This is a genomic window from Psychrobacter sp. HII-4 (assembly GCF_904846595.1).
GTDB classification, from domain to species: Bacteria; Pseudomonadota; Gammaproteobacteria; order Pseudomonadales; family Moraxellaceae; genus Psychrobacter; species Psychrobacter celer.
Genome location: NZ_CAJHBJ010000010.1, coordinates 43,195 through 67,783, shown reverse-complemented (window position 1 = coordinate 67,783; position 24,589 = coordinate 43,195). Strand labels below are relative to the sequence as shown.

Sequence of the window (24,589 nt, the reverse complement as noted above, 5' to 3'; positions counted from 1 at the left end):
TATTTACTGCTATCATACGCAGCAAAGACCGCAGCTTTATGATGAAATATACTAAAAAAACCAATCGCTCATTTTTAAAGGCCGCATCCTAGACACCGATAATCAAACCGCCTCATAGCAACATTTCCCAATCATCAAAAACGCGACCAAACAAGACACTAATGATATGGTAACACCCTCGACTCAGCTGACCCACCCAGCAATAGACACCACCAAAGAACAGACAAAACACGCAAAAAAGGTAACGCAGCTGCATCCACGTTTTTTAGAAGTGAAGCAGCACTGCCACCTAAGCGCTGCGCAATTGAAGCGCTACAGCGATCCTGCGGCACTGCCAAGCGACACCCGAACTGCCCCTGATTTGGACGTGGGCTTTGGCCAGCAGCGAGCGCTAAAAGCATTGCAAACTGCCCTAGACATCAAAGCCAGTGGCTATCATGTGTTTGCCGCGGGCGAAAACGGTTTGGGCAAACGTACGGTTATCAGCCGTTTACTGACTCGCATCGCTGCCGATGCGCCAACGCCTGATGACTGGGTCTATGTGCATAATTTCGCTGATCCTCGTACGCCGCAAGCATTATCCCTACCCGCTGGACAAGCAGAGATATTGCAGCAGCAGGTGAGTCAGTTGTGGCAGCAAGCCAAAAAACGCCTCAGTCAGCGTTTTCGCAGTGATCAATACCAAAGCAAAATAGAAGCCATCAAAAACGACACCCATCAAAAAGAAAGTCAGGCTTATGATGTGCTCAATGCCGAAGGCAAGCAATACGACTTGGCTTTGACGTTTCGCTCGTTTGATAACAAAGCGGTGTTTGTCCATCCAAGTCAGCTCGCCGCCGATACCGCCGCTGAGCACACTCCCACCAGCCCTAGGTCAGATAATCCGTACGCCGCAGCCAAGCCCAATGAGACGGCGCATCGTCGTGGCAAGCAAGACGAGATACTCTCTGGCAATGACGAGTACGAAGCCGAGCTCGACAACTTCGTACAAAAAAACCACATGCAAAAGCGCTTAAGTCAGCTCACCATCGCACTAGAGCAATTAGAAGACGAAGCTAATGACGCCATCGAGGCACTGCATCGTGACATTGCACGCCGTGCCCTACAGCCATTATTTGCCCCAGTTTATCAGCAGTTTGCAGCTCAGCCACAAGTCGTCGATTACCTAAAAGCCGTATCTGCAGATATGGTCACGCATGCCGAGCGCATCGTCAATGGCGATGATGAAGAGTTTGTCACAGCAGCGCTGGCCACCACTCCCAGTCGTTATGCGGTCAATGTCATCGTCAGTCACGCGCCAGACAGTGGTGCACCTGTGGTCTTTGAGGATTTGCCGACGCATCTAAACCTATTGGGCCATGTCGAGCAAATCACCCAGTTGGGCACAGTCACCACTGACGTCAGCATGATTCGAGCGGGCGCCCTACACCGTGCCAATGGCGGTTATCTGTTGTTGGAGGCCAGTCATTTACTTGAGCATCCTTATGCTTGGCAAGGCCTCAAACGCGCTCTGCAATCACGTAAAATCAAACTCTCGAGCCTTGAGCAAATGCTGACTTTGACGGGTAGCTTATCACTTGCGCCGTCACCCATTGACCTTGAGGTCAAGGTGATTTTGCTGGGCGAAGCTGACCTATATTACGAGCTTTTGGAGCTTGAGCCTGAGTTTGATGCCGTCTTTAAGGTGCGTGCCGACTTCCACGACGATGTGACGCGCAGCCCTGAGCACGAGTTGGCATTGGTGGCAAAAATGGCTGATATCATCGATCATGCTAGTCTCTATCCATTCAATCGCAATGCACAGGCGGCGCTGCTTGAGCATTTGAGCTTACAAGCCGAAGACCAAGACCGCTTAAGCTTACACAGCGACTTATTGATCAAACTGCTGCACGAGTCTGATCGCCATGCGCGCTTAGGTGGCCAGCATATCGTTGATGCCCATCACGTCATGCAAGCCATTGACGATATGGACGAGCGCTCAGGGTATCTGCGCGACTTATATTGGGATGAGCTAAAAAACGGCCAGCAGCTCATTCAAACCCAAGGTCATGCGGTCGGGCAAGTCAACGCCCTAACTGTAGTCAGCTATGCCGATAGCGAGTTTGGCATGCCAGCACGCCTCACTGCCGTCATTCAACCCAACATCGGCGCAGGTGAGATCCTCGATATCGAGCGCGATGTGGATTTGGGCGGTAGTCTACATGCTAAAGGCATGCTGATTATGACCAGCTATTTGCGGGGGCTGTTTAGTCAACACCACGCCCTTAACTTTAGTGCCTCACTTGCTTTTGAGCAAAGCTACGCGCAGATCGATGGCGACAGCGCCACGGTCAGCGAAGGCTGCGCGCTGCTCTCAGCCTTAGCGGATGTACCAATCGATCAGTCCTTAGCCATTACTGGCTCCATGAACCAATTAGGGGAGGTACAAGCTGTCGGTGGCATCAACGCTAAAATCGCTGGATTTTTTGATGCTTGCCACGAGCAAGAACTGACAGGTCAGCAAGGCGTGGTCATCCCTGTTGCCAACGTCCAGCAGCTGATGCTGCGCGACGACATCATCGCTGCAGTCGAAGCTGGTAAGTTTCATATCTATGGGGTGCAGAGCTTAAGTGAGGCGTTGACACTGATGACAGGACTGCCTGTCGACACTATGAATAAAAAAGGCCGCTATCGTAAAGACACGTTGTTTGGCAAAGTATTAAATCGCTTACTGCTGTGGGACGAAAACCAAAACGTCGATGACGATATTGAGGATAAAGACGCCAAGCAAACCAGCCAAAAAAAGCGCAAGGCAAAAAAGAAAAAAGACAAGAAAAAAAGACGTCAACGTCAAGAGGATAAGGGCAAAAAAGGTAATGACGACTCAAGCGCGGATATCACGACAGCTGATGAGTCGCCTGATATCTCCCAGCCCTGATGGTGACAGGCATCAGAGCATGGGCTGACGACCTGCTACCGTCGTTTATCATACGCTGCGCATCAATGATAGACACAACATAGATGTCAAGATAGACGTCAAGCTGCTTTTCTGCCATGATAACCCGCGACGGATTCATTAAAATACCAGCGTTAAAATATTAGCATTAAAATATCCATATCGATTGCGACATTGATTTACGACTTCATAAAGGTTATCTCTGAATGACTGTACATCATACCCACACAGATGAGCGAATAGACGAGCAGCGCACGAGCACCGATGCCTCTGCTGCAGAGGCTCATCATAATAATCGTCATGGCGCGGCGACCACAGCGCGGCAGTGGCAAGTACTCTCACAGCTGCAGCGCAATCGCTGGGTGGGAACGACGCACATTTATGAGCAGCTCAAACTTGCAGGGTTTGACATCAGTCTACGCACCGTACAGCGCGACCTAAACGCCTTGTCCAAACGCTTTCCCATCGAAAAAAACAACGCCAACCCGCAAGGCTGGCGCTGGCGTGACGATGCCCCGCTACACAGCCTACCGCATATGAATCTATCACAAGCGGTGGCTTTTAATATGGTAGAGGCCAACCTCACCCAGCTATTACCGCCCGTGATTTTAGATGAGCTGTTTCCTTGGTTTGATTTAGCAAGACGACAGCTAAAAAACAGTAAAGTCACGCACTCTTGGATCGACCGAGTACGCATTGAGCCTGCCACCCAGCCCTTAATCGCCCCGCACATTGACCTCGAAAGCAAAGACAATCTGTATCACGCGCTTTTTTATCAATTGCAGGTCAAAGCCTGCTACACCCGTAGCAACAAAAATGAGGCCAGCGAATATACGCTAAACCCCATTGCCATCATTCAGCGCGGCGTGATTATCTATTTACTAGCGACCCGTACCGATGACCCAGAAGCCATCATTCGCACCTTTGCTCTGCACCGGTTTGATAGCGTCGAGATTTTAGAGAGTCCGGCACAAACGCCAGAGGATTTTCAGCTCGATACCTATTTGGAGGCAGGCAGTATGGGCTTTAGTCATCCGTTGTTTGGCGAGCTGCCTGAGCGTGGCAAAAACACGGCCATTGAGCTACAATTCACCAAACAAGCTGGCAAGAGTCTGACAGAAAGTAAGCTTAGTGACGATCAAGTCGTCACCGTCAATGATGACGACACCCTAACCATCAAAGCCACGGTCAACCTAACCTCACAGCTGGTTTGGTGGTTACGCGGCTTTGGTAGTGGCCTGCTCGATGCTCATCCCGAGCTGCTATATCGAGCCGTCTTGGATAACAGCGCCAATAACGCCACTGATAATAAGCCTGATTAACTGGTGTTATTTTGTCTTAAGCGTTACAGACTCAAACCACGATAACATCCTCGAACCATTGCAACTCGAACCATTGTAAAAGGAATACTATGTCGACCACGACCCCATCGCCACTACTTTCCGACAGCTTAAGAGGACTAGGCTTAGATGCGGGGACTTTGTTTTTTGCGCTAAACTACGAATTTACCAGAATTGAGCCAAAGGGACTGCTAAAACGTTTTAAAAAAAACCAAGGCGCGATAGATATCGACATCGCGTGCGCGTTATACGATGACAAATGCACCATCAGCGATATCGTTTGGTTTAAGCAGCTGCGAGACAAAGCGGAGTCGGTACGCCATCAAGGCGATAGCTTAAATGGCAAAGATCGCGGTGAGCAGGCCATGTATTTGGCACCGCTTGATCAAGAGCAGATCAGACTGTATTTAGACAAAATTCCTGCGCATATCACCCATATTGCCATGATGGCCAGCTCTTATCACGGCCACCCTTTTTCTCGAGTCAAGAAAGGCGAGATACACCTGAGTGATGATGAAGGCAATCGCTGTTTTGAAGTCAATCTCAAACAGCTGCCACGCGACTGCCAAACACTTTGGGTCGCTCATTTGCGCCGAGAAGTAGATGACTGGCATCTAACTTTGCAAAACTTACCACTGGCAGCAGAGGATTTAGCCACAGCCGCGCAGCAAGTCGCCTATGAACTGGCGCGCGCCCTTCCTATCCCTCAAGGCCTATAAAAAGCCTATAAAGAGAAATCAGCCACAGCGTTTGACTGCAGCCATGAAAACCAAAAAATCAGACCATAAAAATGAAATCGCAAGAATGGATATGTGGAAATAAAGCTGTAAAAACCTCTCAAACACAAAACGGATAAAAAAGACTAGGGAGTGTTGAGTGGTGCACTGCTCTATAACGGCTCGCCGCAGTGCGGGCAGTAATTCTTTTGCCGCCTTTCCACCTCTCTTTCGCGGCGCTCAAGCTCTTGCTCACGCAGTACTTGTAAGACGATATTTTGCGCCTGCTCCTTGTCCAGCCCCAGCTCACGGCGAATCTTGTCAATCATCATCTGGTTTTGCACCAAATCAAAATCACTGTCAATCAGCTGCTCACGAAAATGCTGCTCTAACTCCTCGCGGCGCTGGGCCAGCTCATTGGCCAAACCAGTCGCCAAGATACCAGCTGGCAATGCCGCCAGACCCACACCCAATATGGTAATGATGGCACCCAATATCTTGCCTGCATTGGTGATCGGTATGACATCACCATAGCCGACGGTCGTCAGCGTCACCACCGCCCACCACATCGCCTTCGGTATCGACTCAAACTCATCTGGCTGCGCGTGATTTTCGACCAAATAAATCCCGCTAGAGGCGGTGACAATCATGATAATCAAGATAAAGATAACCGCTTGAAACGAGCCTTTTTCTTTACTAATGACCACCAGCAAGATACGCATAGAGGCAAAGTAGCGGGTGAGTTTCAAAATCCGAAACAGACGCAAAATACGCAAGAAACGCAAGTCAATAGAGACAAAGAAGTTTAAAAAGGCAGGGACGATTGCAATCAAATCGATCATCGCCGACGGGCTTTTGAGCCACTCCCAGCGCTGACGCCAAGTGGTATTATCTGGTTTGGCTTCGGCCACACTCCACAGACGCAACAAATACTCGATAGAAAAAATAACGATAGAGAAATTTTCAAACCAAATAAAATAGTCTTGATAAGGGTAATACCAGCTGTCTACAGACTCGGCAATCACAGCGGCGACATTGGTCATGATCAAAAAAATCAGGAAGTAGTCCACATAACGGCTAAACCGAGTGTCATGCTCATCGTTTTGCAAAATATCATAAACGAAAAAACGTAAGCGCCGGATAGATTGGAATAGCATGCTGACCTTATGCGGTAAAACCCGCGCGTGGATAAATAAAATAAATCGCCATTGCCGCAAAAAACATCACCGTGACCACCATAATGCCAAAGCTGACTTAAAAGGCGTCGATCGGCGGCTGCGTGTTATCCACAGCTAGCGTGTGCCCTCAGATTATACAAAATTTTTATAGTAAATATAGACAGTTATCAGCAGCGTAAAGGCAATTGCCAAGATGGCCGATCGTAAAAACCGTTCATCGACCTTTAACTGGTGGCTGATATTTTGGGCAGGCAACAAAAACAGATGGCACTCAGGACAACAGCCATCTACTTCATTTAATAGCTGCATCGTCCGTGCGTTAGTACAACGCAGAGGAGAGTTACTACAATAACCAAGCATAGTATGGCGCGCCTCCATTTATAAAATAAAACCTTTATCCTTTACCTATAACTTACTCTTAAAAGTTCACAATACCTCGATATCGATAACTTTACGCAAAAATCTTGGCTTAATACTGAGAATAACCATTTATTACCTTACAGAAATAGTGGTTTTGTATTATAATGGCGTTATAATGTTACAGATTAATCAATAATCATAATATTATGTATTGGTCACTACTGTCATCCCTCATTAGCTGACTGATAATCCTCTACTACGTTAAGGAATCAAACGATGAAACTACAATCCCTAGTTTTAGCCGCTGCTACTGCACTTACTATGACTTCCGCCTTTGCCGTACCTGCTGGTACTTGGACAGTGGCCGCTGGTGCACATTATGTTGACCCTAAAAGCGACAACGGTACTTTAGACAATGGCTTATCAGTAGATGTTGATGGCGATGTGCGCCCAACCATCAGTGGCGAATACTTTGTTGCTGATAACGTCGGCATCGAGTTACTAGCAGCCATTCCATTCCATCATGACATCACGCTAACTGATGCAAATGGTAACGAAGTTGATGCCAAAACTCAGCATCTACCCCCTACTCTATCTGTACAGTATCACTTTGACGGCGATAACTTGCCTATGAATGTGAAGCCTTTCGTTGGTGTTGGTGTGAACTATACAACTTTCTTTAAAGAAAGAGTTTACCTAGGTAACGGTAATGATTTAGAGCTAGACGATAGCGTTGGCGTTGCTGGTCATATCGGTCTTGACATCCCATATGCACCTACTGAGTCTTTCCGTATCGATGCGCGCTACATGGACATCAAAACTGACGCTAGCCTAAACGGTAGTGACTTAGGTGAAGTCGATATCAGCCCATGGGTATATGGCGTTGCGTTTGTAAAACAGTTCTAATAAATCTATCATAGCAAGTAAAGTATGCCAGATAAGAAGCCAGCCGATGTGCTGGCTTTTTTGTTGGTGTGATTTGCTGCAATCTGTTTATTCTAGTTTTTTATAATCGATCCACTATAATATTGGCGCACTTTATCTCATAAGCCCATAAAAAAAGACCATCCGTGCAGACAGTCTTTTTATAATACATAACCTTTGATGCAATCTATCAGCCGCTATTAGCCAAACAGCACTCAAAAGTGCTGCCAGTCAGAGCTACAGCAAGATACGGCGCGGATCGGCTAACAAGGTGGCGATATAACGGGTAAACACTGCTGCATCAGCACCATTAATCACTCGGTGATCATAAGACAACGACAGCGGCAGCATCAAACGCGGCTCAAACGTCTGCTTGGTTTCGTTCCAGCGCGGCTGCATACTGGCCTCAGAGACCCCTAAGATACCCACTTGTGGCCAATTGACCAACGGCGTAAAGGCGGTACCACCTAGGTTGCCTTGGCTCGAAATCGTAAAGCTTGCGCCTTGCAAGTCTTTAGCGCCAAGCTTTTTATCACGCGCCTTTGCTGCCAGCTCGCCTATCTCGATAGCTATCTGCTTAAGACCTTTGTCTTGAACGTTTTTGATAACGGGTACGATAAGCCCATCATCCGTCGCCACAGCGATACCCATGTTGACGCTTTTGCGTACGATAATCTGAGTATTGTCATCGCTCAAATGACTGTTAAAGCGTGGGTGCTGCGTCAAGGCATGAGCCGTCGCTTTTACCACAAAGGCTAGGATAGTAAAGCCAATACCTTCAGCTTTCATACCGCCTTTGAGCTCACCACGCAGTTTTTCAGTCTCGGTAATATCGGACAAATCAAACTGTGTGACTTGTGGCAGCAAGGTATTGTAGTTAAGCTGCGGTATAGAGACCTTTTGTAGGCGGCTTAAATCCTGAGTCTCAGTCTCTCCCCAAATCTCGGTATTACTCATATCGGGTAAGTTTGGCAGGCTTGCCTGAGCGCCAGCGCTGTTTGTCGGCGCCGCTTTTTGTTTGCTTAAGCTTTCTTTGACATGAGCAAACACATCTTCTTTTAAGATACGATCATTGAGCGCTGAGCCACTCACTTGAGTAATATCTACACCCATTTGGCGTGCTAGCTTACGTACAGCAGGACCTGCATACACATCGACAAGCTTTTCATTCACCTGACTTTCTGTCAGCTTGCCACCGCTTTTGCTGGCAGCACTAGCGCCTGTCGCTTGAGCGCTTTGTTTTGGCGCAGCGGTCGACTGTTTTTTAGCACTGGCTTGCTGCTCACTGCTGCCAGCCTCGCTATCTGCTTTGGCTGACACAGCTTCTGTTCTAGACCCCTGTGTTTCAGACGTGCTACTGGTCTCATCCTCACCAATAATGACAATAAAATCTTGACCGTTGGCGACCATATCGCCTGCTTCGACCAGTATTTTTTCGACCTTACCAGCGATAGGGGCTGGTACTTCCACCGAGGCCTTGTCCGACTCAATCAACAAAATCGATTGCTCGGCACTGACGGTATCACCGACACTGACCATGATCTCGGCCACTTGCGCTTCTTCAACACCTAAATCTGGCAATGCGTGTGTACTGGCTGTACCCGCGCTCGGCGCAGGATGTTTGGACTCTGACGAACTAGCATCAGCAGCTTGAGACTCAGATGTGGCCTCAGACTGTGCGCCAGCATCCTTTTCATCCGCTTGATTGCGGGCGTCATCAGTGCTCTTTTCACTGGCTGGTGCTTCTGCTTGTGTATCGGCCGCAGCGCTCTCAAGCTCAATGAGCACCATGCCTTCACTGACTTGATCACCAACAGCAACGCTGATTTTGGTGACTTTACCAGCAGCAGAGCTTGGTACTTCCACTGATGCCTTGTCAGACTCTAATAAAATGATATTGTCGTCTTTTTCGATGACATCGCCAACTTCGACCATAATTTCGCTGACTTCGGCACTATCGACACCCAAATCGGGGGCTTTAATGTCCATGGTTTATCTCCTCGTCTTATCGTTATTATTCTTTGACATCATCGTCATTGAGCAGCGTCGCGTCAGCTTGATCTTCGGCGCGGCCTTCATTACTAATTTCATCATCCTCTTCACTGACAAACTCAGGCACAGGGCTTGGGTTGATGTTGTCAGGAGCTGGTGCATCTGGGAAATGATCGTAATAAGGCTGCTGCTGCCATGCTGGCGGCTGATCGGCCTCAATCTCAAAGCTTGAAATGGCATCTTTGACCAAGCGCATTTCTACTTCGCCTTCATCTGCCAAGCGCTTGAGCGTCGCCACCACGATATGAGCGGCATCTACATGGAAGAAGCTGCGTAGTTTTTCGCGGGTATCTGAGCGACCATAACCATCGGTACCCAATGTGGTATAAGGACGGCTATCAGGCAACCAGCCACGTATCTGCTCTGAGTAGTTACGCATATAGTCTGTTGCCGCGACCACCACCCCTTTATGCGGTGCCAATTGCTCTGTGACCCATGGCACTTTTTCTTCATCCATTGGGTGCAAGCGATTGTAGTCATCACATGCCATACCATCACGCGTCAGCTCATTAAAGCTGGTAACGCTCCAGACGTTTGCGGTGATATTAAACTCTTCTTTTAAAATCTTCGCCGCTTTTTGTACTTCGCGTAAGATAACTCCAGAACCAAGCAGCTGTACTTGGCTTGAGCCATTGTCTTCTAGCAAATACATCCCGCGCTTGATGCCTTCCTCTACGCCCTCTGGCATCGCTGGCTGCTCATAGTTTTCGTTCATCAGCGTTAAGTAGTAATAGACGCGCTCACCCTCGCCATACATCCGGCGCAGACCATCATGCATAATGACCGCCAGCTCATAACCAAAGCAAGGGTCATAACTCACGCAGTTCGGTACGGTGTTAAACAAAATATGCGAATGGCCATCTTGATGCTGCAAGCCCTCGCCATTGAGCGTCGTACGGCCTGCTGTCGCACCAAGTAAGAAACCTTGTGCCTGACAGTCGCCTGCCGCCCATGCCAAGTCGCCCACACGCTGAAAGCCAAACATAGAATAGTAAATATACAGCGGTATCATTGGCAGCGCATTGACTGAATAGCTGGTCGCCAGCGCAATCCAGGTACTCATCGCCCCTGCTTCGTTGATGCCTTCTTCCAACATGTGACCGTCGATGGCTTCTTTATAGCCCATCAGCGCTTCACTATCTTCTGGCGTGTATTTTTGTCCTGACGCCGAGTAAATACCTAACTGACGGAACATGCCTTCTAGACCAAAGGTACGCGCTTCATCAGGAACGATCGGCACGACGCGATCTTGAATGTCTTTGTTTTTTAGCATCGCTGATAACAGACGGACAAACACCATGGTCGTCGACTGCTCTTTGCCATTACTGCCTTTTAAGATACGATCAAAAATCGATAAATCAGGGATATTTAAAGGAATATGACCACTACGACGGTTTGGCAAATGACCGCCCAACGCTTCACGGCGACCTTTTAGATATTTCATCTCAAGCGAGTCTTCTTTTGGGCGATAGAACGGCAGCGTCTCAAGCTCTTCATCATTGAATGGCAAATCAAAACGATCGCGGAAATACTTCAATGACTCATGATCTAGCTTTTTGATTTGGTGCGATTTATTCACCGCTTGCGCTTGCGTCGAGAGCCCATAACCTTTGACTGTTTTGACCAAGACAACTGTTGGTTGACCTTTGGTCTTCATGGCTTCACTAAAGGCAGCATAGACCTTCATTGGGTCATGACCACCACGGTTTAGACGCGCGATGTCATGGTCAGACAGCTCATTGGCCATCTCTTCAAGCTCTGGGTATTTCCCAAAAAACTCTTTACGGGTAAATTCAGGAGTACGTGCCTCATATAGCTGGTACTCACCATCGACCACTTCTTCCATACGGTGCTTGAGCACACCTGTCACGTCTTTATCAAGCAGTGTATCCCAGTTACCACCCCAGATGACTTTAATCACGCGCCAGCCTGCACCACGAAATACCGACTCTAGCTCTTGAATAATCTTGCCATTACCACGCACAGGGCCATCGAGGCGCTGCAAGTTACAGTTGATGACCCAAATTAGGTTGTCTAGTTTTTCGCGGCCAGCAAGCGAGATGGCACCCAAGCTCTCCGGCTCATCTGTCTCGCCATCACCTAAGAAAGTCCAAATTTTACGGCCTTCTTTTTCGAGCAAGCCACGGTTTTCCATATAGCGATGGACGTGCGCGTGATAAATCGACATGATCGGGCCAAGTCCCATAGAGACCGTTGGGAACTGCCAATAGTCCGGCATCAGATAGGGATGCGGATAACTTGATAAGCCTTTACCACCGACCTCACGGCGAAAATTATCCAACTGGTCTTCACTCAAGCGGCCTTCTAAATAAGAACGGGCATAGATACCTGGCGCGGAGTGACCTTGATAATAAACCATGTCACCACCGAAATGATCACTTGCGGCTCGAAAAAAATGGTTAAAGCCTGTCTCATACAGCGTGGCACTAGAGGCAAATGTCGCCAAATGGCCACCTAGATCATCATCGTTTTTGTTGGCACGCATCACCATCGCCAGCGCGTTGTAGCGAATCAGCGCACGGATCTTACGCTCAATGGTCAAGTCGCCAGGATACATCGGCTCGTCCTCGACTGCGATGGTATTGATATAAGCAGTATCAAGGCGGTTGAATGGCAGGCCTTCTTGCACCGCCATATTGTATAAGGCTTTTAGTAAAAACTGCGCGCGATCTTTGTCTGCATGTTTGATCACAGACTCAAAGGCTTCAAGCCATTCTTGGGTTTCGGTGCTGTCAGCATCCTTATAATAGTTCATCGTTATGGATCCTTTTCTATCGGTCACCCCTACTCGGTGGCAGGGTATTATTAAATCAAAGTATTACTGCATACTGGCGTGTGGAAATGGTTTACTCAAGGACTTCCTTGTTAAATTTATCGGAGTGGTTCTGGCGTACTTTAAGAGATGTATCGACTGCTATATTCGATCATCAAATGATAATAACTCTCCATTATAGGCGCTTATGGGAAAGTTGTTTATAGCGATAAAAAAATGGCGACATGAGATGTATTTTTTAAATAAATAATGATTAGTTTTTTTAAAAATGACAATATTGTAATTTATTTATGTGTAATTTTATGAATATAATTTACTTTTTATCATGCCAAATCGACCACTGGTAACTTTATACTGGATTTATGACAAATTGCTTATTAGTATCCTATACTAGTATATTTGTATAAATATGGTTAACCATCATATTAATTGAGCAACCTTGATTCTTAGGAATAGTGACATGTATAAGGCTAAAAAATCCTTAAATATAGCGAATGCTTTTTCATTCAATAAGTATCAATCTCAAATACTGAGTTTGATAGGCTTTATGATATTGTCACTGATAAGTACCTCATCGTTTGCATTGTTAGCAAACCCTGGAGCTAATTGTAATGGGGTTGCAGATGCTGCCCAAGGTACTTTAACTAATGGCGATTATAATAATTTGGTTACTGGTTTTGGTACTTATGTCAACGTAGCTGGTAACGATGGAGGCAAGATTCCTTTACAAATAAGAATGAGTACTGAAGAATCTAGTACTAGTACAGTGAAAAGTAACTTTGGTGTGATCACATCTGACAATAAAAATGCTATTAACATCAGACGCACATTTCCAACTCCGTCTGATTATACAGATATTAAGCTAGAGTTTCTTAACAGTATAACTGAGCAACCCATATATTTAACAAACGTCGCAATTAGTGCTTTTGACATTGATTATGCATTTAGTTGGAGGGGTAGTAACTTTAATGATTATGTTCAAATCACTGGTGTCACTGAAGCGGATAATACAATAGAAGCTAATTTGCAGCCGATAACGGGTTCGAATATTGACTATTCTCAAGGCTTGTATACCACCAGAACTTCTGTTAACTGCCGTGCTAAAAACCTTGGAACTGCCTGTCAAGGTTCGGTACAGTTCTCGCAACCTGTGGCTTCAATTAATATTCGCTACACAAATAGAGGACGTTTTTTCCGCAACCCAACTAATCAAGAGATTGATTTTAGAGTAGATAACTATTGCTATGTTCCTCAATACATTTTCTCTGGTATAGTGTTCAACGATAATGGCGGTATTACCAATATGCAAGCAGATGCTGACAATGCAGATATCACCAGTAACAGTAGTCCTTATGCTAACAACCCTAGCTACTTTAACGGTCTGTTCGATACGCCATTAGAATCAGGTATTAGCGGAAGTACGGTAAGGTTGACAAATTGTGCAAACGGAACGACTTATCCAACCCAATCAGTTATCAAACCTGGGGCACCGACTGGTGCTTATCAGATTAGTATTCCTAAAACCACTTTAGGTAGTAATACAAATCTTTGCCTAGTTGAGAGTAGAACAGGCAACTCTTACCCTATCCGAACCACGACAGACAATATCAATACTGGGTTTACCACTACCACTTATCATTATCCCAACAGAAACTTTGGTCGCGTCATTACCGAAAACGCAGCATTAGTACTTAGAAAAGCTCAGTACGTTAATAACTGTCCTTCTACCATCCCTTATACTGATCCTGCTCTCAATCGTGTAGGTGAAACAGACCTTAGAAAGGGCTTTAGCGAAAGTGCTAATAATGGAAATGCCCTTACCCCTGGTCAGTGTATTGCTTATCGCATTACCGCCACTAATCGCGCTAATCTCCCCATCACAAACTTTGTGATGCAGGATAAACTGCAAAGCAAAAGTGATGGCGCAGCGGTTACCTCAACCTTAGCCAATCCAGTAGCCAGTACAACCGACTATGCTTCTAATAGTGTGGCTATCGGTAATAACGGTACAGTAATAACCAATCCCTTTACCCTAAACGCCAGATCAAACCGTAACTTTTATTTTAATACCAAATATGGCACTACAGCGAACACTCAGTAGCTATTATCTATTGCAACTCTAGATTCTTACTATTTCCTTTTCTAATACAAAAAAGCCCTGTCTAACCAGACAGGGTTTTTACCGTTTATATCCTCCAAAATGCCAGTTGTCATTTTTGTGATGATTAATTGTATTAATTACGTGAAAATAGAAAAAAGGGAGATAGATGCCTTTTAAAACGATGAATGATATTAGATTACTAGCTCCTCCATCATGATATACGACGTTCGCTTTTTACTGATAGTCATGTTCTAAGAAAGGATTTTATATGAAACGTTTTAACCTATTACATAATGTCATGCTAGCAACTTTTGCCTCTGCTTGTTTGCTAGGTACTGCTCATGCTGACGACGCTCTAAAAATGGAACTGACTGCTAATAAAGTAATTAAAAACGCAGAAGGCGAAGTCAGTTACTTACCCGTGAGAACAGCGCCAAAAGGTACTGTTATTCAATATAAAGCGACTTATACCAATACCATCAATCAAAGCATCAACGATCTAGCAGTGACCCTACCCATTCCAGCAAACATGACCTTTACTGGCGAAGTATCACCCGCTAGTGCTCAAGCCAGTATCGATGGCAAGAACTACGCTGATATGCCGCTGATGCGTAAAGTCGATGGCAAGATGGTCAAGATTCCATATTCTGAATACCGCACTCTACGCTGGAATATTAAATTATTGCCAGCCAAGAAATCTGCCGCTGTAGCACTCAACGCTATCGTTGAATAACTCTCGCTCAACACTTTGCTTTAAACCCTAGGAGATTTACCGCATGAAATCGAATACTTTTAATTATAGCTTGCTTGCTGTCGGTGTCGCCGCGCTTATGGGTGTGTCGACTGGCGCTATGGCAGCTACAAACTCAGGTCCCGTCAGTACTGGCGCACAACCGATTAATAACCAAGCAACTGCCATATATACGGTCAATAATGTCGAACAGCCTAAAGTACAGTCTAATAAAGTGACGGTCAATATCACTGAAACGGCAAACTTCTCGCTTATTGCAACACTCAATGATACCGCTGCTGACGGCACTATTGATGACGATAAGAACGAAGACGTTACTGCCACACCAGAAGGCACGAGCGTTTTTGAGCATACCTTACAAAACAACGGTAACGTCAATGACACTTATACTCTAAATATCACCGATAACAACAACGCTGGTATTGTAACTGATGATCAAGACTACCCGCTCAATAATAATAGCGATATTACTTATACCCTTCGCGCTGTAGGCGGTGATCCTCTTAGTACAGAGCAGCAAAACGCTTTGACCGCATTAGGACAAGCTGAAAGCGGCACAATTTCAAGCGGTAGTACGATTCAGTTACCGCCTGGTGTTGAAGCCGCTCTTAGTTATTCAACCACTACGCCTGCCACTGCTGATGGCGGCGATACTGGCGTCGGTACTCTAGAGGCAACCAGCTCATTTATCACCACTGCAGGTGGTAATGCTACCTTAATCAACGAAAACCAAACGCTGGTCAAACTGCCAGTATTTGCTATTACTAAGACAGCTGCCTGTCAAGGGAGTAACACCTGTGACAGCTTAAATTTAAATGCTGCCAATACTGACATCACTTATAGTCTAAATGTCGAAAACGTCAGGACAGACTATAGTGCTGATGCCACTAACGTGGTCTTTAGAGATGTACTGCCCGAAGGCATGACGCTGATTGACAACACAGTAACTGTTGGTGGTCAGACAGTACCGTCAAACCAGTATACCGTTACTACAGTCGCAGGTCGTCAGGTACTACAAGGTACTCTACCTGAGCTAAAAGTGGGTGAAAGCTTGACTGTCGAGTTCCAAGTCAGTGTCGATAAAGACACGCTTAGCGAAGCGGGTAGCGCGACTAATGACTTAACGCTCTATGATAATTATGATGACACCACACCAAACCCTGATGGTGACTTTGACATCTCTGATAGTACTGATGATACGACTGATGCGCCAAAAGTACCGGACGATGGTCCGAACACAGATGGTGAAGACACCTCATCTACTATCAACTTCACTGATCGTCAGTTGACTATTGAAGACAATGATGCAAAAGAGATCGCGGTGAGAGGCGATGAGGTCACTTACACTCAGACCATTACCAATGGCGGTAATGCTACTGAAGGCGGTACAGACCGTCCTATTAATATCACCATCACTGACCCTGATGGTAATGCACTTAATGTGACCAATCCTGTCTACGTTGATGCCAGTGGTGCTGAGCAGCCCTTAGAAGTGGTTAATGCTGAAAATGGTGAGTATAAGCTCCCTGAATCGGTGACTATCGCACCGACTGAGTCGCTTAATATTCGCTATACCGTCCAATCTAATGGCCAGTCTGAAGGTCCTATCGGTAGCAATACAAACGATATCGGTTACTCTGAAGATAACGTGGTGACACTGACTCCAGGCGGTACTGACGCGCCTGCTTCTGATTCAGTCACCAACACGACCACTATCGAAGGCGTTGAGTTAATCAAAACTCAGTATCTAGACGTCGGTTGTACAGGTACGGTAAGTGGTCCATTTACTGATCAAGATATTGATGGCGGTACGCCTGAAGACTGTATCGTCTATAGAATTACTGCTGATAATACCTTTAGCAATCTTAATGTTACTAACTTAATTATCTCTGATGCTATCTCTGAGTTCTCAGCAGGTGCTACTTACAATGGTGACGCCACCTCAAGTGTCAGCAGCAGCAACTCATCGATATCTTCAGCTGCCAGTAGTAATGGCACGATCATAACAACCACTGTTGGTACGCTGACGCCGACTGATACAGCAACTTTGCAGTTCTCTGTAGATATTAATGAGTAATAATTAACACACTATAAACTCTATAAGTGTCACTTGACGCTTATAGACATCCTCTAACTTAACGCTATTTATCTTGGTTAAGTTAGAGGAATACCATTTAGTCCATCATTTATGTTTTATTGGATAAGCAACTTATGACTAAGCCTACTATGACAGCGTTCAAACGTACAGCAGGATGTACAGCGAAGATCTCTACGCTGACATTGGCCATGTTGCTTATGCAATCGAATATGGCTGCAGCAGCACCTGCTGTGCAAATTATTAACAACACTGCAAAAGTGAGCTTTAATTTAGGCAGTCAAACGGGCAACACTTTAACTGCTACTTCAAACACCGTACAAGTAAAGTCTTCTACGCCTATCATCTATGGTCTGACACTCTCAGAACCTTTACCAAAGACTGTCTCTCCAGGCACGATAGTTAATTGGGTCAATGTACTTGAAAACACCAGTACCGATGAAGCAAATTTTGAGCTGACGATGGCTCCTGAAGAAACTCTATCCAACCTAAAAGTCTATCAAGACTTAAATAGCAATGGCATCATCGATGAAGGCGATCGCGAAATCCTTCTCAAGAACCTAACAGCGCAAATCAAATTAAATCAAGAAGAGAGCATTCAGCTTATTATTCAAGCATTAACAAGTGCAGAAGCTCAAGATAGTGATACCTCCAATATCCAGCTTGGCGCTACTATTGTAGAAGATCCATCAGTAAAAGCCGCTACCGCTACTGATAGCGTGATAATCGTTGAACCGCGTATCGACTTTATGAATAGCGCCTTTGATGACTTCAAGAAAAAGTCTCAAGTTGATCAAAACATCTATATTCAAGCTGGTTATGCTCAATGTAATGTGCAGGATGACAAACAAGATCAGATTTGGGTCACCATTAACTCACCTAAGACTGGTGATACTTACTCTTTAAAAGCATTGGAAACAGGTAGTAATACCGGGAAATACCGCTTAGAGGTACCCACAGCTAATAATGCAAATGCTATAAATGATAATATTATTCAAACCCTGGACGGTGATATATTAGGTGTCAAGTTGGAGGCCTGTATCGCCCCGACGGTAGGTCTTGGAATAGATGATTTGCCGAGCACTACAGATTTGAACACGGTTACTGATAATATTACCAATAATATTAATATTGTTGACGAGACGCCAAAACTAAAAGTCACCAAAGAAAGTCAAGTAAAAACAGCTGAACTTGGTGATTATGTTAACTACACTATCAGTGTAAAAAATGATGGTAAGTCTACTGCCTATGATGTCTCATTAAAGGATGCGCTTCCACGTGGTTTTGATATTGTGCCAAATAGTGTTCGTATCACGGAAGGCCAGGTGTCTAATGACGTTACTATCAACCAAGCACAAACGAACCAATTTAAAGCTAATGGCAAATATCAAGTTTTAGGTTTGGGTGATTTGAACGCAGGCGACACCAAGAACATAACCTATCGAGTGCTTATCGGCTCATCAGCACTAGGCGGCGACGGTATCAACCGTGCCACAGCGGTTGGTCGCGATGAGAATGATGAGCCTATAGCATCGCTTGAAGCGCAATGGCCTATCGAGGTCAGCCGCGGTGTCATGAATACGGACGGCATCATCATCGGTAAGGTCTATCACGATATCAACCGTGATGGTATTCAGCAAAAAGAAGACGGCGAGCTTGGCGTAGCTGGCGTGCGTATTTATATGGAAAACGGCAACTTCATCGTCACCGATCCTGAAGGTAAGTATAACTTCTATGGTGTCAGCGCTAAGACGCACGTGTTAAAAGTCGATCGCACCACTATTCCAAACGCTACAGAACTAGTGATTCAAAGCAACCGTAATACTGCTGATGCCGGTAGCCGTTTCGTCGATTTGAAATATGGCGAGCTGCACCGTGCCGATTTCGGTATCGTCGGCAGTATGGGTGATAGCACTGAGCGTCTAAACGAAGAGCTCATCGCTCGTAGTAAGTCTATCAGCGCAAAAAATAACGCGCTTGAGCAAGCGATTAAGAGCAAGCTAGATCTAGAGCCTATCTACGATCGCGATTACGATGACAACGTCGATGCCAGTGGTTGTAAGTCTAATGATGTGCTAGAGCAAAGTATCCAATGTGATTCAGCTATCGTCAATGAGATGGTCAGTCCAGCTAACGAACGTATCGACCTAAAAGTCAATACTATCACTCAACCGAAAGAAAAAGTACTCGAAGAGTTTCTAAAAGAGGTTGCTAATAACGATATTGCCTTTATTAATCTAAGCGAAGGCCAGCAGCTCAGCAGCTATAAGCAAATGGTACAAGTGCAAGCGCCACTAGGCAGCAGCTTTACCCTTTATGCTAATGGCAAAGCCGTATCAGAGCAGCAAATCGGTAAAACCGCCGAGCAAGAAAAGCAAAAAGTAACCGCTTTTGACTATTACGCAGTTGATTTGAAGCGCGGCAGCAACACCTTGCGCGGCGTGGCAACTGACGTCAATGGCAAAGTCATCTCTGAGCAGACGATCAACGTCTTGACGCCAGATAGCTTGCAAGCGATTGACTATCGTACTCAAGACAGCCTTGTACCTGCAGATGGGGTCAGCGAATATCAAATCGTCATCAGCCTAAAGGATCGTGATGATCGTCCCTATGTCGCCTCTACGCCAATTACTATCGATACCAATATCGGCCGTATCAACCTCAAAGATAATAGTAAAGAAGCGGCAGGCACCCAGATTACCGTCAATGGTGGTGAGCTACTGATACCCGTCACCGCGCCAAGCGTACCGGGTAAAGGCGAGCTGGTCATCGATACCGGTAGCAGAAAACAAGTGATTCCGCTACAGTTTACCGCGCAGCTACGTCCGCTGATCGCGGTCGGTATTGTCGAAGGTGCGATCTCGCTTAAAGACTTTGATGGCGGTCAAATCACTGACGCTCAAGGCGCTTTTGAAGAAGAGCTTCATGAGATATCAGGTAATGACGATTATGCCGCTTCAGGCCGCGCCGCTATGTTCCTAAAAGGCAAAGTACGCGGTGATTATCTATTAACGCTCGCTTATGACAGCGATAAAAAAGGCGAGCGCCTGTTCCGTGATATCGAGCCTGGTGAGTACTATCCGGTCTACGGCGACTCTTCAGCCAAAGGTTTTGACGCGCAGTCAACCAGCAAGCTCTATGTGCGCGTTGATAAGGGCCGCTCGTTCGCCATGTACGGCGATCTAAAAACTCAAATCGATAATGATGAAGGCATCAAGCTTGGTCAGTACAACCGTACTTTGACGGGTCTGAAAGCCCAGTATGAAGATGATAATACGCGTGTGACTGCCTTTGCTGCTGAAACCAGCACCTCACAACGCGTCAATGAAACACGTGGTCTTGGTATCTCAGGCCCCTACCCACTTGGCGAAGACTTTGATGCCGTGTTAGAGAACTCGGAAACTATCGAAGTGATTACTCGCGACCGTAATAACCCTGGCTTAATCGTCAACCGTGAGACGCTCACCCGTTTCGCAGATTACGAGATTGATCCAATTAGCCGCAGTCTATATCTTAAAGCGCCTATCGCTAGCCAAGACTTCGATGGCAATCCTATCTACTTGCGCGTCACTGTGGAAGTGGATGAAGGTGGTGACGATTATTTGGTTGGCGGCGTAGCCGTTAAGCATCAGCTCACGGATAAAGTCGCTATCGGCGGCAGCTATGTCAATAGTGATGATCCGCTTAATAAAGAACAGCTTGCTAGTGTTAATACCGTTATCAAGATGAATGACAAGCTAAAACTGGTCGCTGAATATGCCAAAAACAAAGCAGAAAATCCCAATTACGACCCTAGCAATCAGATCAATAACACTGAGCTTACTGGCAATGACGTCGAAGGCGACGCTTTCAGAGTGGAGCTTGATTATGACGACAAGAAAAGTACCCGTGCCAAAGCCTATTATCATGATGCCGATACAGGGTTTGTCACTGGTGCTTCTCCACAGACTGCTGGTCGTCAAGAGTCAGGCTTTGAGGTTGCACATCTCATCAATGACAAAAAGACCGCGCTTAAACTAGAAGGCGTACGCACCAAAGACCATACTACCGAAGCGAGCCGTCAAGGGGTGCTTGCCAGTATCGAGCAGCGCTTAAGCACTAATGTCGTCGGCGAGATTGGTGTCCGTTACTATAAGCAAGACGCCACAGCCGCCTCGCGCAACACACAAGCGGCAACTGATGTGGTAGATATCACTGATGATACGGTATTTAACGATGACATTATCAACCAGTCAGCACTGAATGGTGTTAGCAATGCGGATAAAGACATCGAAGGCACCACCGCTCGCGCTCGTATTACCTCTCGCCTGCCCAAGCTAAATAATAGCTTGGTATTTGCAGAGTATGAGCAAGATATCGAAAACAGCTCTCGTAATGCCACGTCCATCGGCGGTGAGACAGCGCTGGGTAACCTCGGTCGCTTGTATGCGCGTCACGACTTAATCAATAGCTTATCTGGCAGTTATGGCCTTGATGATACAGACGAGCGCCAACGTACTGTTGCTGGCTTTGATGCTACCTACATGAAGGATGGCAAGGTCTATAGCGAATATCGTATGCGTGACGCAATCAGTGCGCGCGAAGCAGAAGCCGCTATCGGTCTCAAAAACAAATGGTACGTGCAAGAAGGTCTGACCCTAAGCACCTTGTTTGAGCGCGTCGAATCACTAGAAGGCGAGACAGACAATACGGCGACCGCAGCGGGCATTGGGGTCGAATACTTAGCCAAAGAAAACTACAAAGCCTCAGGACGCTTTGAGAAACGTTGGGGCGAAACCAGCGACACCTTATTAGGAAGTGCAGGCATCGCCTATCGTTATACCGATGATATTACCCTACTTGCCAAGGACATCTACTCACAGGTCGACTATGATGATGGCCATCGCACCATCAACCGTTTTCAGTTAGGCGCTGCCTATCGCGACTATGATAGCAATCAGCTAGACATGCTGGCAAAACTTGAGTACCGCTTAGACGACAATGCTACTGGCACTGACCAATATCAAAAAGATACAACGATATGGTCGTGGAGCGGCAACTACCATCCAACGCGCGCGCTCACTCTCTCTGGTCGCTATGCGGGCAAATATACCCAATACGACGCTGATGATATCGTCAGCGAAAATACCGCGCATGCCGTCTATGCACGCGGTTTATATGACGTCAGCGAGCGCTGGGATATAGGTCTACAAGCTGGTACTTACTGGAACAAGCAAGCGGATGATATGTCATATATGCTTGGGGCAGAAGTCGGCTACAGCCCGATGACTAACCTCTGGTTATCACTTGGTTATAACTTTATGGGCTTTGAAGATGACGACATCGCTTATGACGACAGTACGCAAGAAGGCGCATACTTCAGATTACGCTTTAAGTTTGATGAGGATTTATTCAAACGCGAAGACCCACGTAAAAATAAGCGTTTGCTGAGCAACGCGACGCTATAATCTGACAAAATTGTCGTCGCTCTGAGCTGCGGCAATTTTTTTATTACTGTACTGATATTTTTCAGTTGGCTTATATATACTGATAAACGTTTGATATAGTGATTAGGGTATGTCCTGATATTGACAAATACTTAAAAAATAAAACCGATTGCCTGAATACAAGGGTTGTAATATGTCGAAGTCTGCCAGCACAGTAGCTACCTATAAACGCTCTTTTTATACGGCACTGTCCGCAGTATTGCTACTCACGTCTGCTTCATCAGCATTGGCAGCAAGCGACCGTGTCAAAACCAACACACTGATAAGTAATGACTACTGCCATAGCAATTTAGAAAGTCACATCCCTTCTTATCAATACCAAAGTACTCAGCAGCAGGCGTTGAGCTGTATGCTCACACAGGTAAAACCCTATCAGCAAGCGGATAAGACAGCACGCCAGCGCTACTGGGCCTATAAAGCGCAAGCATGGCTGAATTACGCCATTCATCAGGACAGTATCAATAGCCGCTCTACCGCTGGTGCCTACGCTGCCCAAACGGCAGAGTCCATACTGCAATCATTAAAGAATGGCACAGAAAAAGATATCAGCCTGTATCAAGACATCCCTGCGATGTCTGCCTTGATGCGACCAGACCTATGGGCAACTATAAGCGCCTTCAAAGACAGTGACGGCATCGCTGTTGCCCCGCGTGAGGTGGCGTTTAGCGAAGTGGCTCTGATTTGGGCGGCCACCAATCAATGCGCGCGCGGCTGGCGAGAGTCAGGGATTCATTTTCGCATGGCCGATCGCTGGCTTGAGCAAGCACGCCAAGCCTACGTCAATGCTCACGACTCACAGACCAATGTTGCCCTGCAAGCGCGTATCGTTCGCTATTATGAGACGTACGCCCCTCTTGACTCAGGAGAAGACACATGTCATGGGCAAGCGCTCTCTCCTATCTAAGCCACCTACCCTGCTAACTAAGCACCAAGCACCAAGCATAAGTACAGACATAAAAAAACCGACTATGCAGTGAGCATGTCGGCTTTTTCGTTGCTATTCAACCAGTAGCATACTGTCAACTAACGGTTTTTACGCGGTAGCTTTTCTGGCAAATAACAGCGCAAATAAGCGATAAATGCCGTATTTGCTTCTTGAATATAGTCACTGGTGATGCTTTGATGACGACGATAAGACAAAGTAAAGATCGCATTGACGATGCTATAAGCAATCAATAACGTGTCTTGAATATCATCAAAATTCGGCATCTCATAGCGCTCTGATAAGCGCTTATACACCAAGTCTATGATTTGATGATCGATATCTTCACCGAAACTGTCTCCTTCAAAGTCTGGAGTATTGGTATCATAGATCAGCTTGGCTTTGGTTTCATCATTATGAAAGATTGTCACACACTTATCGATCAACGCGGTCAAATACCCCTGCCATCTGTCGTAATTGCCGATATCGACCGTCTCTACCATCTCTAATATCTCGATGGCGTTCAAAAAACGCAACGCTAAAAATATCGCTTCGATATTAGGGAAGAAATGATAAGCAGATGCGCGCGGAATACCTGCCTCTTCGCACACCGCTGCAAGGGTAATATCGTTAATAGCATGGGTTTCGCTTAGCTTTTTGGCACCAGCCAATAGCTTTTGACGGCGTGCACGACCCTGCTGACTGGTAAACTTAAACTTATTTGGCACCAGCTTTTTTGCCAGCTCCGAATCTACCAATACGTCTTCAATCTTTTCGTCTTTATTTTCGCTCATTGTAAGTCTCTTAATGTTACGCCCTATTTTATAAATACGGTCTTTATTGAAAGTTTGGTCTTAAATAAAAAACAACGATGATTGACTAACAATAATTCATTGCTATCATCGCCACCCCTTTCAATAAGGAGGCATCATAAA

General features: G+C 46.1%; 14 protein-coding genes. 10 read left to right on the top strand and 4 right to left on the bottom strand.

What is annotated here, in order from left to right:
• Window positions 1-166: 166 nt before the first annotated feature.
• The 3 genes from JMX98_RS07065 (at window position 167) to JMX98_RS07055 (ending at window position 4,994) form a co-directional block, all read left to right on the top strand.
• Window positions 167-2,917: an ATP-binding protein gene (locus JMX98_RS07065; protein WP_201585544.1), complete on the top strand. Its 2,751-nt coding sequence runs from the start codon at window positions 167-169 to the stop codon at window positions 2,915-2,917.
• 224 nt (window positions 2,918-3,141) lie between these two features.
• Window positions 3,142-4,257 carry a helix-turn-helix transcriptional regulator gene (locus JMX98_RS07060; RefSeq protein WP_201585542.1) on the top strand — a complete coding sequence of 372 codons (1,116 nt, stop codon included), beginning with the start codon at window positions 3,142-3,144 and terminating at the stop codon, window positions 4,255-4,257.
• An 89-nt stretch (window positions 4,258-4,346) separates the two neighbouring features.
• Window positions 4,347-4,994, top strand: a complete 648-nt coding sequence (locus tag JMX98_RS07055) for a TerD family protein (protein ID WP_201585541.1) — start codon at window positions 4,347-4,349, stop codon at window positions 4,992-4,994.
• A 170-nt stretch (window positions 4,995-5,164) separates the two neighbouring features.
• Here the strand turns inward: JMX98_RS07055 and JMX98_RS07050 are convergent, their stop codons facing one another.
• Window positions 5,165-6,148, bottom strand: a complete 984-nt coding sequence (locus JMX98_RS07050) for an ion transporter (protein WP_201585540.1) — start codon at window positions 6,146-6,148, stop codon at window positions 5,165-5,167.
• A gap of 214 nt (window positions 6,149-6,362) precedes the next feature.
• Between JMX98_RS07050 and JMX98_RS07045 the strand changes: the two genes are divergently transcribed.
• The gene (locus JMX98_RS07045; RefSeq protein WP_201585539.1) at window positions 6,363-6,521 is read left to right on the top strand and encodes a hypothetical protein; all 159 of its coding nucleotides are present in this window, start codon (window positions 6,363-6,365) and stop codon (window positions 6,519-6,521) included.
• A gap of 284 nt (window positions 6,522-6,805) precedes the next feature.
• A complete protein-coding gene (locus tag JMX98_RS07040) occupies window positions 6,806-7,435 on the top strand; it encodes an OmpW/AlkL family protein (protein WP_201585538.1) in 630 nt (209 codons plus the stop codon).
• A 255-nt stretch (window positions 7,436-7,690) separates the two neighbouring features.
• Here JMX98_RS07040 and JMX98_RS07035 read toward each other — a convergent pair whose 3' ends face one another.
• On the bottom strand, window positions 7,691-9,442 hold the full coding sequence (locus tag JMX98_RS07035) for a 2-oxo acid dehydrogenase subunit E2 (RefSeq protein ID WP_201585537.1): 1,752 nt from the start codon (window positions 9,440-9,442) through the stop codon (window positions 7,691-7,693).
• A 25-nt stretch (window positions 9,443-9,467) separates the two neighbouring features.
• Window positions 9,468-12,281 (bottom strand): pyruvate dehydrogenase (acetyl-transferring), homodimeric type, encoded by a 2,814-nt coding sequence (gene aceE, locus JMX98_RS07030; protein WP_201585536.1) that lies wholly within the window; start codon window positions 12,279-12,281, stop codon window positions 9,468-9,470.
• Between the two features lie 478 nt (window positions 12,282-12,759).
• Here aceE and JMX98_RS07025 point away from each other — a divergent pair, with 478 nt between their 5' ends.
• The 5 genes from JMX98_RS07025 to JMX98_RS07005 all read left to right on the top strand — a co-directional run bounded on the left by JMX98_RS07025 (window position 12,760) and on the right by JMX98_RS07005 (window position 23,636).
• On the top strand, window positions 12,760-14,400 hold the full coding sequence (locus tag JMX98_RS07025; protein WP_201585534.1) for a hypothetical protein: 1,641 nt from the start codon (window positions 12,760-12,762) through the stop codon (window positions 14,398-14,400).
• A 268-nt stretch (window positions 14,401-14,668) separates the two neighbouring features.
• Window positions 14,669-15,133, top strand: coding sequence for a hypothetical protein (locus JMX98_RS07020; protein ID WP_201585532.1), 465 nt, complete (start codon window positions 14,669-14,671; stop codon window positions 15,131-15,133).
• A gap of 43 nt (window positions 15,134-15,176) precedes the next feature.
• Complete coding sequence (locus JMX98_RS07015) at window positions 15,177-17,228, top strand: DUF11 domain-containing protein (protein ID WP_201585530.1); 2,052 nt, start codon at window positions 15,177-15,179, stop codon at window positions 17,226-17,228.
• Between the two features lie 134 nt (window positions 17,229-17,362).
• Window positions 17,363-22,693: a DUF11 domain-containing protein gene (locus JMX98_RS07010; RefSeq protein ID WP_201585529.1), complete on the top strand. Its 5,331-nt coding sequence runs from the start codon at window positions 17,363-17,365 to the stop codon at window positions 22,691-22,693.
• 172 nt (window positions 22,694-22,865) lie between these two features.
• A complete protein-coding gene (locus JMX98_RS07005; protein WP_201585528.1) occupies window positions 22,866-23,636 on the top strand; it encodes a hypothetical protein in 771 nt (256 codons plus the stop codon).
• 119 nt (window positions 23,637-23,755) lie between these two features.
• Here JMX98_RS07005 and JMX98_RS07000 read toward each other — a convergent pair whose 3' ends face one another.
• Entirely contained in the window at window positions 23,756-24,448 is a 693-nt protein-coding gene (locus JMX98_RS07000; RefSeq protein WP_075102140.1) for a TetR/AcrR family transcriptional regulator, read from the bottom strand.
• Between the last annotated feature and the right edge of the window lie 141 nt (window positions 24,449-24,589).